Raw genomic sequence first — 13,434 nt, 5'->3', positions numbered from 1 at the left:
GCTGCCGCCCCCGCGGCTGCCGGGCGCCCGCGCGGCGCGTGCGGGGCCGCAGGGTGCGGTACCACATCGGCGCGGAGCCGGGTCAGATCCCCGGGATGCGATGGCAGAGCGGCGCCTTGCGCGCCGCCGCGAGCTGAAAGCGCCCCTTCAGGGGCGCGGGGAACTGCGCGACCAGCCCACGACGGGCCGCAGTCGCAAAGAACCCGCACAGCAACGGCGTCAAGGCGCATCGGAGCCATGCCAACGCCAGCCCTATCAAGGATCTGCCATGCCCAGCGAGTACTTCCACCCGGACCCCGAGGGTCAAGTCCCCAGCGCCGAAGGCTATTTCGGCGCGTTCGGCGGCAAATTCATCCCGGAGGCCCTGGTCGCCGCCGTGGACGAGGTCGCCGTCGAGTACGACAAGGCCAAGAACGACCCCGAGTTCGCCCGCGAGCTCGACGACCTCCTGGTCAACTACACCGGCCGCCCCAGCAGCCTCACCGAGGTGCCCCGGTTCGCCGAGCACGCCGGCGGAGCCCGGATCTTCCTCAAGCGCGAGGACCTGAACCACACCGGCTCGCACAAGATCAACAACGTGCTCGGCCAGGCCCTGCTCACCAAGCGCATGGGCAAGACCCGCGTCATCGCGGAGACCGGCGCCGGCCAGCACGGCGTCGCCACGGCCACCGCCTGCGCGCTCTTCGGCCTCGAATGCACCATCTACATGGGCGAGATCGACACCGAGCGCCAGGCCCTGAACGTGGCCCGCATGCGCATGCTCGGCGCCGAGGTCATCGCCGTGAAGTCCGGCAGCAGGACCCTGAAGGACGCCATCAACGAGGCGTTCCGCGACTGGGTCGCCAACGTGGACCGCACGCACTACCTCTTCGGCACGGTGGCGGGCCCGCACCCCTTCCCCGCCATGGTGCGCGACTTCCACCGCGTCATCGGCGTGGAGGCCCGGCGCCAGATCATCGAGCGCGCCGGACGCCTCCCCGACGCGGCCGTCGCGTGTGTGGGCGGCGGTTCGAACGCCATCGGCCTCTTCCACGCCTTCATCCCGGACGCGGACGTCCGGCTCATCGGGTGCGAGCCCGCGGGCCACGGCGTCGAGACCGGCGAGCACGCGGCCACGCTGACCGCCGGAGAGCCCGGCATCCTGCACGGCTCGCGGTCCTACGTCCTCCAGGACGAGGAAGGGCAGATCACCGAGCCCTACTCGATCTCGGCCGGACTCGACTACCCGGGCATCGGCCCCGAGCACGCCTTCCTCAAGGACAGCGGCCGCGGCGAGTACCGCGCCGTCACCGACGACGCGGCCATGCAGGCCCTGCGTCTCCTGTCGCGCACCGAGGGCATCATCCCGGCCATCGAGAGCGCCCACGCGCTCGCCGGGGCGCTCGACGTCGGCAAGGAGCTGGGCAAGGACGGGCTGATCGTCATCAACCTGTCCGGGCGCGGCGACAAGGACATGGACACGGCCGCCCGCTACTTCGGCCTGTACGACACGGACGCCGCCGTCGAGGCGGACGCGGGCAGCGACGCCGCGGAGATCGAGGGGGACGCCAAGTGAGCGGCAACATCCAGCTGTTGAGCGACACCCTCGGTGCCGCGAAGTCCGAAGGGCGCTCCGCCCTCATCGCCTACCTCCCGGCCGGGTTCCCGACCGTGGACGGCGGCATCGCGGCCGTCAAGGCCGTCTTCGACGGCGGCGCCGACGTCGTGGAGGTCGGTCTGCCGCACAGCGACCCGGTCCTCGACGGCCCCGTCATCCAGACCGCCGACGACATCGCGCTCAAGGCGGGCCTGAAGATCGCCGACGTGATGCGCACGGTGCGCGAGGCGTACGAGGCGACCGGCAAGCCGGTGCTCGTCATGACGTATTGGAATCCGATCGACCGCTACGGCGTCGAGCGCTTCACCGCCGAGCTCGCCGACGCGGGCGGCGCCGGGTGCATCCTGCCCGACCTGCCCGTCCAGGAGTCGGGCCTGTGGAGGGAGCACGCCGAGAAGCACGGCCTCGCGACCGTCTTCGTCGTCGCGCCGAGCAGCAAGGACGAGCGGCTCGCCACCATCACGGCGGCCGGTTCGGGCTTCGTCTACGCGGCGTCCCTGATGGGCGTCACGGGCACCCGCGAGTCCGTGGGGGAGCAGGCGCAGGAACTGGTGCGGCGCACCAAGGCCACCACCGATCTGCCGGTCTGTGTCGGCCTCGGCGTCTCCAACGCCCGGCAGGCCGCCGAGGTCGCGGGCTTCGCCGACGGCGTGATCGTCGGCTCCGCCTTCGTGCAGCGGATGCTGGACGCGGATGACGAGGCGGCGGGTCTCGCCGCCGTCCGTGCGCTCGCCGCCGATCTCGCGCAGGGAGTTCGCGGCACCGCGTAACTCGTACGGGTGGACTAGGACCGGGGAGGCACGCTCGTGCCTCCCCGGTTCGTTGGCCGGGTGTGAGCGAGAAGAACCGTGAGGGAAAGCGCGCGGCCCGCGACCGGCTGGCGGAAGAGCGAGAGCGGCAGAAGGGGCGGGACAAGCGCCGCAGGGTGTTGATCGTGAGTGCGGCCGTCGTGGGCGTGCTCGCGCTCGCCGCCGTGGCCGGTCTGGTCGCCGCCAACTCGGGTGACGACAAAGAGGCTTCGGGCCCCTTGTCGGCCCCCAAGGGGGCGAACGGCGAGGATCAGCTGTCCATCCCCGTCGGCAAGGACACCGCCAAGTCCACCCTCACCGTCTGGGAGGACTTCCGCTGCCCCGCCTGCAAGCAGTTCGAGGACAGGTATCGCTCGACGATCCACGCCCTCGCCGACAAGGGGCAGCTCAAGGTCGAGTATCACCTGGCGACGATCATCGACGGGAACATGGGCGGCAGCGGCTCCCTGCGCGCGGCGAACGCCGCGGCCTGCGCCCAGGACGCCGGGAAGTTCACCCCGTATCACGACGTGCTGTTCAAAAATCAGCCCCCGGAGCCGGACGACGCGTTCAGCAAGAACGACAAGCTGATCGAGCTCGCCGGTCAGGTGGACGGACTCGCCACCGACTCCTTCAAGAAGTGCGTGAACGACGGACAGCACGACAGCTGGGCCACGAAGTCGAACAAGGCCTTCCAGGAAGCGGGCCTCCAGGGCACGCCGAGTGTGCTGCTCGACGGCAAGAACATCTTCGCCGACCCGAAGAAGCCGCTGACCCCGGCGCAGCTGAAGGCCAGGGTGGAGGCGGCGAACAGGAGCTAGCCGACCCCTCGGGGCGGGCCCCTGAAGGGGTTCCTGTTATGGAGACGTAGCCGGGCTGGTTGCCTCGGGCACCGCCCGGCACGATAGCGTCGGACTTGCCATGGACCTTGCCTTCATTCCCAGCCCCTCGCGCGGAGTGGTCGAACTCGGCCCCATTCCGCTGCGCGGCTACGCGTTCTGCATCATCATCGGCGTCTTCGTCGCCGTCTGGCTCGGCAACAAGCGGTGGATCGCTCGCGGGGGCCGGCCAGGCACCGTGGCCGACATCTCCGTCTGGGCCGTGCCGTTCGGCCTCGTCGGCGGGCGTCTCTACCACGTGATCACGGACTACCAGCTGTACTTCAGCGAGGGCCGTGACTGGGTGGACGCCTTCAAGATCTGGGAGGGCGGCCTCGGTATCTGGGGCGCGATCGCGTTCGGCGCGGTCGGCGCCTGGATCGGCTGTCGTCGGCGCGGCATCCCGCTGCCCGCCTGGGCCGACGCCCTGGCCCCCGGCATCGCCTTCGCCCAGGCGATCGGCCGCTGGGGCAACTGGTTCAACCAGGAGCTGTACGGCAAGGCCACGGACGTGCCGTGGGCGCTGAAGATCACGTCGGCGGAGGACGGCCGGGTCCCCGGCACGTACCACCCGACGTTCCTCTACGAATCCCTCTGGTGCATCGGCGTCGGCTTCCTGGTCATCTGGGCCGACCGCCGCTTCAAGCTGGGACACGGCCGGGCGTTCGCGCTGTACGTCGCTTCGTACTGCGCGGGCCGCGGCTGGATCGAGTACATGCGGGTTGACGACGCCCACCACGTCCTTGGCCTGCGGCTCAACGTCTGGACCGCCATCGTGGTGTTCGTGCTCGCCGTCGTGTACCTCGTGATCTCGGCGAGGACCCGCCCCGGCCGCGAGGAGATCGTCGAGCCCGTGCCGGCCGGCGAGGAGACCCCGGACTCACCCGACGGCGAGGGCGCCACGCCCGCCAAGTCCGCCGACAAGACGGACGACGGCGATACCGAAGGGTCCAAGGACGCGGACAAGGACGCGGACAAGGACGTGGAGAAGGACAAGGACAAGGACGGAGCCGAGTCCGCCAAGAAGGGCTGACGCTCCTCCCGCTTCGCACATCGACGGGGCCGCCGGATCACCGATCCGGCGGCCCCGTCGCTATGGGCGCCGCCGCGCGAGATCCAGTACCCGCTGCGCCCCCTCCACCACGGCCTTGTCCACGAACGTGCCGTCCGGCAGGGCCAGGGCGCCCTCGTCCGTCGTGGACGCCTTGACGATCTGCTCGGCGTGGTCGATCTCCTCCGGGGTGGGGAGATAAGCGCGTTCGATGGCGGGGAGCTGGCGGGGGTGGATCGCGGCGCGGCCCAGGAACCCCAGGGAACGGCCGTGCGCGCAGGAGTCGGTCAGGCCCGCGATGTCACGGATGTCGGGGTACACCGACTGCGCGGGCGGTGCCAGACCCGCCGCCCGTGCGGCCACCACCACGCGGGCGCGCGGCCAGTCGAGGCCCGCGTCATCACGTACGCCCAGGTCCGCGCGGAGATCGGCCTCGCCGAGCGAGAGGCCGTGCAGGGCCGGGTGGGCGGTGGCGATGGCGAAGGCGTGCTCCAGGCCGAGCGCCGATTCGATCAGGGCGTGCAGGGCGGGGGCGCCGCCGTCCGCCGGGGCCGACCGTTCCGCGACGCGGACGACATCGGCGGGGCGGGCCACCTTGGGCAGGCGCAGGCCGCTGACGCCGGGCAGGTGGGCGATCGCCCGGAGGTCGGCATCGGCCAGGGGCCCGTCCAGGGCGTTCACGCGGACGTGGACCGGGACGGCGGGGATGTCGCGGAGCAGCTCGGCCGTCGCCGCTCGCGCGTACTCCTTGCGGTCGGGGCCGACCGCGTCCTCCAGGTCCACGATGACGACGTCGGCGCCCGCGAGCAGCGCCTTCGCCACCACGGCCGGGCGGTCGCCCGGAGCGTACAGCCAGGTCAGAGGCGTGTCCTTCACAGGGCGCCCTCCTTGCGCAGCCCTGCGATCTCGCTGCCGGACAGGCCCAGTTCCCTCAGGACCTCCTCCGTGTCCGCTCCGTGCGGGCGGCCCGCCCAGCCGATCGAGCCGGGGGTCTCGGAGAGGCGGAAGAGGACGTTCTGCATGCGCAGCGGGCCGAGCTCCGGGTCGTCGACGGTGGTGACAGTGTCCAGGGCCGCGTACTGGGGATCGGTCATCACGTCACGTACGTCCTGGATGGGAGCGACCGCCGCCTCCGCCTTCTCGAATGCCTCGATCACCTCGGCGCGGGTGTGCCGGGCGATCCAGGCGCCGACCGCTCCGTCGAGGACGTCCGCGTGGGCCGCGCGGTCCGCGCCCGAGGCGAACCAGGGCTCGGCGATCAGTTCGGGGCGGCCCACCAGGCGCATCACGCGCTCGGCGATCGACTGGGCCGACGTGGAGACGGCGACCCAACTGCCGTCCGCCGTACGGTAGGTGTTGCGGGGCGCGTTGTTGGTGGAGCGGTTGCCGGTGCGGGGCTGGACGTGGCCGAGCTGGTCGTACCAGGTGGGCTGCGGGCCCAGGACCGTGAGGATCGGCTCGATGATCGCCATGTCCACCACCTGCCCCTTGCCCGTCCGGTCCCGGGCCGCGAGCGCCGTCATCACCGCGTACGCCGTCGCGAGCCCCGCGATCGAGTCGGCGAGCCCGAAGGGCGGCAGGGTCGGCGGCCCGTCCGGCTCGCCGGTGATCGCGGCGAAGCCGCTCATCGCCTCCGCGAGCGTGCCGAAGCCGGGGCGCCGTGAGTACGGGCCGAACTGGCCGAAGCCCGTGACGCGGGTCAGGACCAGGCGGGGGTTGGCCGCGCTCAGCTCCTCCCAGCCGAGGTCCCATTTCTCCAGGGTGCCCGGCCGGAAGTTCTCGACGACGACGTCCGCCGTCGCGGCGAGGCGCAGGAGGGTCTCGCGACCGCCAGGCGCGGAGAGATCCAGGGTCATCGTGCGCTTGTTGCGGCCGAGGAGCTTCCACCAGAGGCCGACGCCGTCCTTCGACGGACCGTGCCCCCGCGACGGGTCGGGCCTGCGCGGATGCTCGACCTTGATGACCTCCGCACCGAAGTCGCCGAGCATGGTGGCGGCGAGCGGGCCCGCGAAGAGCGTCGCCAGGTCCAGTACGCGCAGTCCGGTCAGGGGCGCGGTCATGACGTGCCGCCGTTCGCCCGGGCGTCGATCTCGGCGCGGAACGGCATGGACGACGACGCCCCCGTGCGCTGGACGGAGAGCGCGGCGGCCGACGACGCCCAGGTGAGCGCGTCCCGCACCGAACCCCCTTCGGCGAGGGCCACGGCGAGGGTGCCGACGAATGTGTCGCCCGCGCCCGTGGAGTCCACGGCGGTGACGCGGGGGGCCTCCACCAGAATCGGTTCGGCGTCACGGGTCGCGTACAGGCTGCCGCGCGCGCCGAGCGTGACGACGACTTCGGGGACCCGGGAGAGCAGCGAACGGGCGGCTTCGTGCGGGTCGGTCAGGCCGGTGAGGGTGGCCGCCTCGTGTTCGTTGGGCACCAACACGTCGATGGCGTCGAGGAGTTCGGGGGGAAGTGGCTGCGCCGGGGCCGGGGTGAGGATGGTGCGTACGCCGTGTCTGCGGGCGGCCTGTGCGGCGGCGAGCACTCCCTCCACGGGGATCTCCAGCTGGAGCAGGAGGGTGTCGGCGGAGGCGATCAGGCCCTCGTCGCCGGGGGCGAGCGCGGTGAGCGTCGCGTTGGCGCCGGGGATGACGACGATCGCGTTGCCGCCTTCGTCGTCGACCACGATGTGCGCGGTGCCGGTGGGCTCGGTGTCGACGGTGCGCAGCAGGTCCGTGTCGACGCCGGAGTGGTCGAGCGCGCCGCGGAGCTGGGCGCCGAAGGCGTCGGCACCGACCGCGCCGATCATCGACACCGCGTCGGCGCCCGCGCGGGCCGCGGCGACGGCCTGGTTGGCGCCCTTGCCGCCGGGGAGCGTACGGAACTCGCGCCCGGTGACGGTCTCTCCGCGCTGCGGTGCCTTGCTGACGTACGCGACGAGGTCCATGTTCGTGCTGCCGAGCACGGCGATGTGGGTCATGGGTGAGGTCTCTCCTGGGCGGGTTCGGGAAGTTCGGCGAGTTCGGTGGTGAGGTCCGCGAGGGTGTCGAAGCCGATGCCGTCGAAGCCGGGGACGGAGCTGGCGACGCGGTTCTTGAGCGGGGACGTCCAGCGGTCGGGCAGCGCGTCCGGACGGCCCGCGAGCAGACCCGCGATCGAGCCCGCGGTTGCGCCGTTCGAGTCGGTGTCCCAGCCCCCGGAGACGGCGCGGGTGATGGAGCCGGTGAAGTCGCCTTCGGCGTGCGTGAGGGCGGCGGAGAGGAGGGCCGCGTTGGGGATGACGTGGACCCAGTGGTGGTGGCCGTAGGCGGCGTGCAGATCGTCCACGACCTGGTCGAAGTCCCTTGTACTGGTGGCCAGTTGGATGCCGTGCCGGATCGCGCGGGCCAGGCGTGAGTCCTGCGGTACGACGGTCAGGCCCGTGCGGAGGCAGTGGTGGATGTCTCCGGTGCCTGCCGCCGCCTCGGCGATGGTGGCCGCCGCGAACATCGCGCCGTACACGCCGTTGCCGGTGTGGGTGAGGCACGCGTCGCGGTACGCGCCGGCGGCTGCCGCCGTGGGGGCGCCGGGGTTGGTCCAGCCGTGGACGTCGGCGCGGATGAGGGCGCCGATCCACTCCCGGAAGGGGTTGTGGTGGGTGGCCGTGTGCGGGGGCTCGATGCCGTTGAGGAGGTTGCGGTAGGCGATGCGTTCGGCGGTGAAGGTGCGGGCCGCGGGGAGCTCGTCCAGCCAGAGCCTGGCCACGTCCGTGGTGGTGAAGTTCCTGCCGTGGCATTGGAGCAGGCGGAGGTTGAGGAGGGGGTAGTTGAGGTCGTCGTCCTCCGGCATGCCGTTGATGTTCTCGGCGAGGGAGGTGGGGGCGGAGCGCTTGTTCCAGGGGTGGGCCGCCGCGAGCTCCGGGGGGAGGCCCTTTGCCGTGAACCAGGTGGTGAGGGGCCAGTTGCCTGTTGCTCTGGCGAGGCTCCTGATGCCTTCCAGTGGGAGCTTTTCTACTGGTTTGCCCAGGAGACAGCCTGCGGCTCTGCCTAGCCAGGCGGCGTGCAGGCGGTTGCGTAGGGCCTTCTTTTCCCCAATCCCGCCCCTTCCCGAAACCGCCTGCTGCGGGGCTCTGGTCTCGGGTGCGGCCCGGTGGGTGGCGTTGTGCCCACCCTTCCCCAAGCTCTCGGCTTCGCTCGAGCAGGGGAGACCCCAATTGCCCTGCGGAACGCCTGCCCACAACGACGACGGCGACAGTTCGTCCAGGAGTTGTACGGCCAAGGTTCGTAGCTCTGGGGTGGGCGCTGTCGGGGATGCGCCCGCTCTTGGCGGGGCCAGGTGGCCGCCTGCCGTCAGCCAGCGGGTGCGGGCCGAGGTCACGTCTCGGCCCTCCTCCTCCGCCTGGCGGAGTTCGTGGCCGACCAAGTCCTCCGGCTGGACCCAGGTGAGGCGGATCATGGGGTGGCCGTCAGGGCCGTGTACGCCGACTCGTGGGCGCGGCGGCGCCGTACGTCACGGGTGAAGATCTCCCGGGTGACCTCCGTGAGCGTCGCCGCGGGGGCGTGCAGATCAAGGCGGCTGGCCTCCGCGACCGTCTTCGACCACTCGGCCGGGGCCTGCGAACCCAGCGCGCCCGCGATCGCGCCGCTCATGGTCGCGATGGAGTCGCAGTCACGGCCGTAGTTGACCGAGCCGAGGACCGTGTGGCGGTAGTCGCCCTCGCCCACCAGGAGCATGCCGAGCGCGACGGGCAGTTCCTCGATGGAGTGCAGGCGGGAGGGGCGGCGGGCGCCGAGCGACGGGGCGCGGTAGTCGGGGCCGACCGTGTCGAAGGGGGTGACCGCGGTGCGCAGCGGGGTCAGCGCCGACTCGAAGTCCCGGTGGTGGGAGGCGACTTCGACCACGGACTCGATGGCGGCCCGGGTGCCGTCCTTCGCGAGGGAGAGCGCGGTGTCGATCACCGAGGTCGGCGTCGCACTCGGCGCGCACGCCGCCGCCACGGCCGCCGCGAAGACCGCTGCCGCCTCACGTCCGTACGACGACTGGTGCGCGCCCGCGACGTCGAGGGCCTCGGCGTACGCTCCCTTCGGGTTCGCCGCGTTGACCAGGCCGACCGGCGCCATGTACATCGCCGCACCGCAGTTGACGATGTTTCCGGTGCCCGCCTCGCGCGGATCGACGTGGCCGTAGTGGAGGCGGGCGACGATCCACTTCTCGGCGAGGAAGAGGCGCTGGAGGGGGATGGCGTCCGCCTCCAGCTCAGGGATCCAGCGGGGGGTTGTCATGAGGTCGGGGACCAGGTGGTCGGCGACCGCGTAGGCGTCCAGGTGGTCGCGGACGGTCGCGTACACGCGGATGAGCGCGTGCGTCATCAAGGTGTCGTCGGTGACGTGCCCGTCGCCCTTGTGGTACGGCGCGATGGGGCGGGCGGTGCGCCACTGGTCGCCGTTCCAGGGGCCGACGATGCCGTGTACGCGACCGCCGTGCCGTTCGACGATCTGCTCGGGGGAGTAGCCCTCGACCGGGCCGCCCATGGCGTCGCCGACGGCCGCTCCGACCAGACAGGCGGTGATGCGGTCGCCGAGAGGCAGGTCAGTGGGGGGCAGATCGGCGGTCAGTGTTCGGGGTGTTGGTGACGTCATGTCGGAATTGTCCTCCCGGAGTGGTCAGTTCCGTGGCTGCCAGCTGCCCGGCGAGTTTCACCAGGTCGGTGCCCGCGAGGCGGGGGAGCGCGCAGCCGGAGAGCGTGCGGCAGACGTCGCGCCAGGCCTCGGGGACGGCGGCGGCCGTGCCGAGCGCGCCGGTCAGCGCACCGGCCAGGGCGGGCGCGGAATCGGCGACGCGGGAGAGGCAGGCGGCGGCGGGCACGGCTTCGCTGATACGGCCGCGGGCCGCGGTGGTCAGGGCGAGGGCGACCGGGACGGTCTCGGCGGCGGCGATGCCGTAGCTGTAGACGTGGTCGACGATCTGGTGCTCCAGGAGGGGGACGAGGCCGAAGGCGCCGTCCTCCGTCTGGGTGCGGGCGAGCTTGACGGCGTGCCAGGCGTTGCGGCCGATCTCGGTGTGCTCGGGGAGCTGGGAGAGCGCGGCGTCCACGGTCGCGTCCACGTCCGCGCCGCCGATGGCCGCCGCGATCGCCGCGGCCATGGCGCGGGCGCCGTGCACGCCGTCGCCGTCCTGGGTGTAGCGGGCGTCGAACTCCGCGAGTGCGGCGGCCTGTTCGGGGTCGCCGGGGTGGACCAGGGCGAGGACGCAGGCGCGTACGCAGGCGGCGTCGTCGAAGAAGTGGGGGTTGTCGTGGCCGGTGGCGGGCGGACGCAGGCCCGTGGCGAGGTTGCCGAGGCCCGCGCGTACGGAGATGCGGGCGCGGAGGGGGAGTACGGCGGATTCGACCTCGGGGGCGCGGGCCGCCGCGGCGGCGATTTCGCCCGCGAGGGTCACCCAGGACAGGTCGATGGCCGCGCGGACCCGGCGGTCGGGGCTCAGCGCGGCGCTGAGGGTGCCTTCCGCCGCGCTGAGCAGGGACTCCGCGGTGAAGGCGGCCCATTCGGCGTCGTCGGAGGGGCCGAGGCGGAGGGGTTCGGGGGGTTGGTTCAGCGCGATGGGGACGGGGAGGGTGGTGGTGGCGTTCTGCTCGGCGAAGGTGTCCAGCTCGCGGGTCAGCCTCCGGGTCCACTCGGGCATGCGGCTCGCCCTGTGGCGTGCGGCGGGCCACCCGGCGGCGTCGCCTGCGGCGAGGCCCAGCAGTATTCCCTCGGCATGACTGCGCGGGCTCGCCATGCTGTAGCGCCCGCTGCCTGCATCCGCACCCGGCGTAGTGGGCAAACCAGGGTCTTCGGCACAGGCGCATGCGGGGTAAACGGGTGGGTGGGTGGGGGAAATCCGCCGCGAAGCGGCGGGCTTGTCGGCGCTCACGCCGCCCCCGGACCAGAGAAGAGAAGATCCGCCACGTCCAAGACGTGATGCCCCCGCATCGAAGGCAGGCAGCTGCCCCGCGCCGGGCCGATCGCGGCGGACCACGGCGGCGGAATGGCCGCCGCCCCGCAACTCGCCCCGGCCAGCGCCCCGGCGACCGCCGCCGTCGTATCCGCGTCCCGCCCCATGTTGACGGCGGTCAGCACCGCGTCCGGGAAGCGGCCGGAGGCCGACGCGTACGCCCCGAAGGCGAGCCCGACCGCCTCGGGTGCGAGGTCGGTCCAGGGGTAGCCGCCGATCACCACGGCCGTACGCACCGCGCGCTCGCCGTGGTGCGCCACCGCCACCGCCCGCCGCAGCGAACGGGAGGTCCAGCAGTCCTCCGGGATGACGGAGAGGGCCGCGTCCACCACCGCGTCCACCGCGGCCCCGCCCATCGCCGCCGCAACCCCCGCGGCGACCGCCTGCCCGCCGTAGATGCCCTCGCCGTCATGGCTGACCGAGCCGTCGATCGCGACGAGCCTGGCCGCTTCGGCGGGCCGGCCCGCGGCGAAGACCCCGAACGGGGCGGCCCGCATCGCGAGGCCGTCGCTCCACGCGTGCCGGTGCTGCGCCGAGATGGGCGCCGCGAGCCCGCGGCGCAGGTTCTCCAGGGTGCCGCGTTCGCTGAAGCCCGCGCCCCGGAAGGGGCCCTCGTCGAGATCCGCGATCCACTCGTGCCAGGCCGCTTCGACATGCGCGACGGTGAGGTCCGAGCCGTGCCGGGCGAGCAGCAGCCCCGAGAAGATCGCGTACTCGGTGTCGTCCGTGCCCGAGGGATGCTCGGCCACGTACCCGGTGATGCGGCCCCAACGGCGGCGGATCTCCGACGGCTTCATGTTCTCGGCGGGCGCGCCGAGCGCGTCCCCGACCGCGAGGCCGAGGAGCGCGCCGCGCGCCCGCTCTCTCCGGCCGATCTCCGCGACCGCTCCGGTCGCTCCTGCCTCACCGGTCAAGCTCGTCATGCCGTGCCTCCGTGGTGCCGAGACGTTGCGGATATCCCTGCCACGCGGCACCCCCGACACGAGCATCCGCACCGCCGACATCACCCCTCCGACCCATGCGTTCACCGGTTCGATAGACGCCTGTTCATGCAGGTAAGTACGGCCTTCCTTGCTGGCGAGAGCGATTTTTCGCGCGTACTTTCGAGATCGTCCAAGCACTGAGGGGGCCCATCATGGCGATCATCGAGACCGAAGCGGCGCTGCACGAGGCACACCGCGACAACCACACCCACCGCGACGTGAACGGCGGCTGGCTGCGCCCCGCCGTCTTCGGCGCGATGGACGGCCTGGTGTCCAACCTGGCCCTGATGACCGGTGTCGCCGGCGGTTCCGTCTCGCAGCAGACCATCGTCGTCACGGGCCTCGTCGGTCTCGCCGCGGGCGCCTTCTCCATGGCGGCCGGTGAGTACACCTCCGTCGCCTCGCAGCGTGAGCTGGTGCAGGCCGAACTCGACGTGGAGCGGCGTGAGTTGCGCAAGCACCCCGCGGACGAGGAGAAGGAGCTCGCCGCGCTCTACGAGTCCCGCGGCGTCGAGCCGGGCCTCGCCCGCGAGGTCGCCAAGCAGCTGTCCAAGGACCCCGAGCAGGCCCTGGAGATCCACGCGCGCGAGGAGCTCGGCATCGATCCCGGCGATCTGCCCTCGCCGACCGTCGCCGCGGTCTCCTCCTTCGGCGCCTTCGCGCTCGGCGCGCTGCTCCCGGTGCTGCCGTACCTGCTCGGCGCCAACACGTTCCTGCCCGCGCTGCTGCTCGCCCTGGTCGGCCTCTTCGCCTGCGGCGCCGTGGTGGCGAAGGTGACCGCGCGGTCCTGGTGGTTCAGCGGCCTGCGGCAGCTCGCGCTCGGCGGTGCGGCGGCGGGTGTGACGTACGCCCTGGGCAGCTTGTTCGGTACCGCCGTAGGATAAAGGCTTGCAGTCCTATGCGGGACCCTGCATAAGTAGTCGTTACTCGGCGGTTTCGAATCCATGACCACGGGGCATGAGCCGTAAGCGCTGCGGGCAATGAGGCTCGTGCCGCTCTCGGGCCTACGGTCATCGATCTGTCCGCAGAGGTCCCCTCGCCGCTCCCACGCCTATGGGCGGTGTCCACATGGTGGAATGAGCTATCCGCTTTTCGAGAAGCGTTCCATCATGTAACCTGCACGAAATTTTGCCTGGGCCAACGTCGTCCCTCGCTTTTTGCCTATGCCACGACGACGACG

12 protein-coding genes are annotated in these 13,434 nt (G+C 72.0%); 5 read left to right on the top strand and 7 right to left on the bottom strand.

The genetic code is table 11. The annotated features are described in order from the left end of the window. The first annotated feature begins 268 nt into the window (after positions 1-268). From trpB to lgt, 4 genes are all read left to right on the top strand, one after another. Positions 269-1,555 (top strand): tryptophan synthase subunit beta, encoded by a 1,287-nt coding sequence (gene trpB, locus ABZ906_RS14680; protein ID WP_361381958.1) that lies wholly within the window; start codon positions 269-271, stop codon positions 1,553-1,555. Continuing rightward, positions 1,552-2,367, top strand: a complete 816-nt coding sequence (trpA, locus tag ABZ906_RS14675) for a tryptophan synthase subunit alpha (protein ID WP_361188699.1) — start codon at positions 1,552-1,554, stop codon at positions 2,365-2,367. The genes trpB and trpA overlap by 4 nt, the downstream gene beginning before the upstream one ends. Before the next feature lie 62 nt (positions 2,368-2,429). Continuing rightward, positions 2,430-3,206 carry a thioredoxin domain-containing protein gene (locus ABZ906_RS14670; RefSeq protein ID WP_361188696.1) on the top strand — a complete coding sequence of 259 codons (777 nt, stop codon included), beginning with the start codon at positions 2,430-2,432 and terminating at the stop codon, positions 3,204-3,206. Positions 3,207-3,306: 100 nt separating this feature from the next. Then, positions 3,307-4,296, top strand: coding sequence for a prolipoprotein diacylglyceryl transferase (lgt, locus tag ABZ906_RS14665; protein ID WP_361381955.1), 990 nt, complete (start codon positions 3,307-3,309; stop codon positions 4,294-4,296). 60 nt (positions 4,297-4,356) lie between these two features. Here lgt and ABZ906_RS14660 read toward each other — a convergent pair whose 3' ends face one another. The 7 genes from ABZ906_RS14660 to ABZ906_RS14630 form a co-directional block, all read right to left on the bottom strand. Continuing rightward, positions 4,357-5,190 carry a CoA ester lyase gene (locus ABZ906_RS14660; RefSeq protein ID WP_361188690.1) on the bottom strand — a complete coding sequence of 278 codons (834 nt, stop codon included), beginning with the start codon at positions 5,188-5,190 and terminating at the stop codon, positions 4,357-4,359. Beyond that, positions 5,187-6,374, bottom strand: a complete 1,188-nt coding sequence (locus tag ABZ906_RS14655; protein ID WP_361381952.1) for a CoA transferase — start codon at positions 6,372-6,374, stop codon at positions 5,187-5,189. Before ABZ906_RS14655 ends, ABZ906_RS14660 begins: the two co-directional genes overlap by 4 nt. Beyond that, positions 6,371-7,279: a ribokinase gene (gene rbsK, locus ABZ906_RS14650; protein ID WP_361188686.1), complete on the bottom strand. Its 909-nt coding sequence runs from the start codon at positions 7,277-7,279 to the stop codon at positions 6,371-6,373. The genes ABZ906_RS14655 and rbsK overlap by 4 nt, the downstream gene beginning before the upstream one ends. Then, entirely contained in the window at positions 7,276-8,733 is a 1,458-nt protein-coding gene (locus ABZ906_RS14645; RefSeq protein ID WP_361381949.1) for an ADP-ribosylglycohydrolase family protein, read from the bottom strand. The genes rbsK and ABZ906_RS14645 overlap by 4 nt, the downstream gene beginning before the upstream one ends. Further along, the gene (locus ABZ906_RS14640) at positions 8,730-9,917 is read right to left on the bottom strand and encodes an ADP-ribosylglycohydrolase family protein (protein WP_361381946.1); all 1,188 of its coding nucleotides are present in this window, start codon (positions 9,915-9,917) and stop codon (positions 8,730-8,732) included. Before ABZ906_RS14640 ends, ABZ906_RS14645 begins: the two co-directional genes overlap by 4 nt. Then, the gene (locus ABZ906_RS14635; RefSeq protein WP_361381943.1) at positions 9,868-11,055 is read right to left on the bottom strand and encodes an ADP-ribosylglycohydrolase family protein; all 1,188 of its coding nucleotides are present in this window, start codon (positions 11,053-11,055) and stop codon (positions 9,868-9,870) included. The genes ABZ906_RS14640 and ABZ906_RS14635 overlap by 50 nt, the downstream gene beginning before the upstream one ends. A gap of 131 nt (positions 11,056-11,186) precedes the next feature. Further along, complete coding sequence (locus ABZ906_RS14630; RefSeq protein ID WP_361381940.1) at positions 11,187-12,194, bottom strand: ADP-ribosylglycohydrolase family protein; 1,008 nt, start codon at positions 12,192-12,194, stop codon at positions 11,187-11,189. Positions 12,195-12,406: 212 nt separating this feature from the next. Here ABZ906_RS14630 and ABZ906_RS14625 point away from each other — a divergent pair, with 212 nt between their 5' ends. Then, positions 12,407-13,138, top strand: a complete 732-nt coding sequence (locus ABZ906_RS14625; RefSeq protein ID WP_361381937.1) for a VIT1/CCC1 transporter family protein — start codon at positions 12,407-12,409, stop codon at positions 13,136-13,138. Positions 13,139-13,434 lie beyond the last annotated feature (296 nt).

The organism is Streptomyces sp. NPDC046925, assembly GCF_040644915.1.
In the GTDB taxonomy this organism is placed as follows: Bacteria; Actinomycetota; Actinomycetes; order Streptomycetales; family Streptomycetaceae; genus Streptomyces.
This window is presented reverse-complemented; position numbering and strand designations above follow the sequence as displayed.

Coding starts and splice junctions, on each gene's coding strand:
- ABZ906_RS14630 (WP_361381940.1), bottom strand. CDS start 12,194: ATGACGAGCTTGACCGGTGAGGCAGGAGCGACCGGAGCGGTCGCGGAG.
- ABZ906_RS14645 (WP_361381949.1), bottom strand. CDS start 8,733: ATGATCCGCCTCACCTGGGTCCAGCCGGAGGACTTGGTCGGCCACGAA.
- ABZ906_RS14640 (WP_361381946.1), bottom strand. CDS start 9,917: ATGACGTCACCAACACCCCGAACACTGACCGCCGATCTGCCCCCCACT.
- ABZ906_RS14625 (WP_361381937.1), top strand. CDS start 12,407: ATGGCGATCATCGAGACCGAAGCGGCGCTGCACGAGGCACACCGCGAC.
- ABZ906_RS14635 (WP_361381943.1), bottom strand. CDS start 11,055: ATGGCGAGCCCGCGCAGTCATGCCGAGGGAATACTGCTGGGCCTCGCC.
- trpB (WP_361381958.1), top strand. CDS start 269: ATGCCCAGCGAGTACTTCCACCCGGACCCCGAGGGTCAAGTCCCCAGC.
- lgt (WP_361381955.1), top strand. CDS start 3,307: ATGGACCTTGCCTTCATTCCCAGCCCCTCGCGCGGAGTGGTCGAACTC.
- rbsK (WP_361188686.1), bottom strand. CDS start 7,279: ATGACCCACATCGCCGTGCTCGGCAGCACGAACATGGACCTCGTCGCG.
- ABZ906_RS14655 (WP_361381952.1), bottom strand. CDS start 6,374: ATGACCGCGCCCCTGACCGGACTGCGCGTACTGGACCTGGCGACGCTC.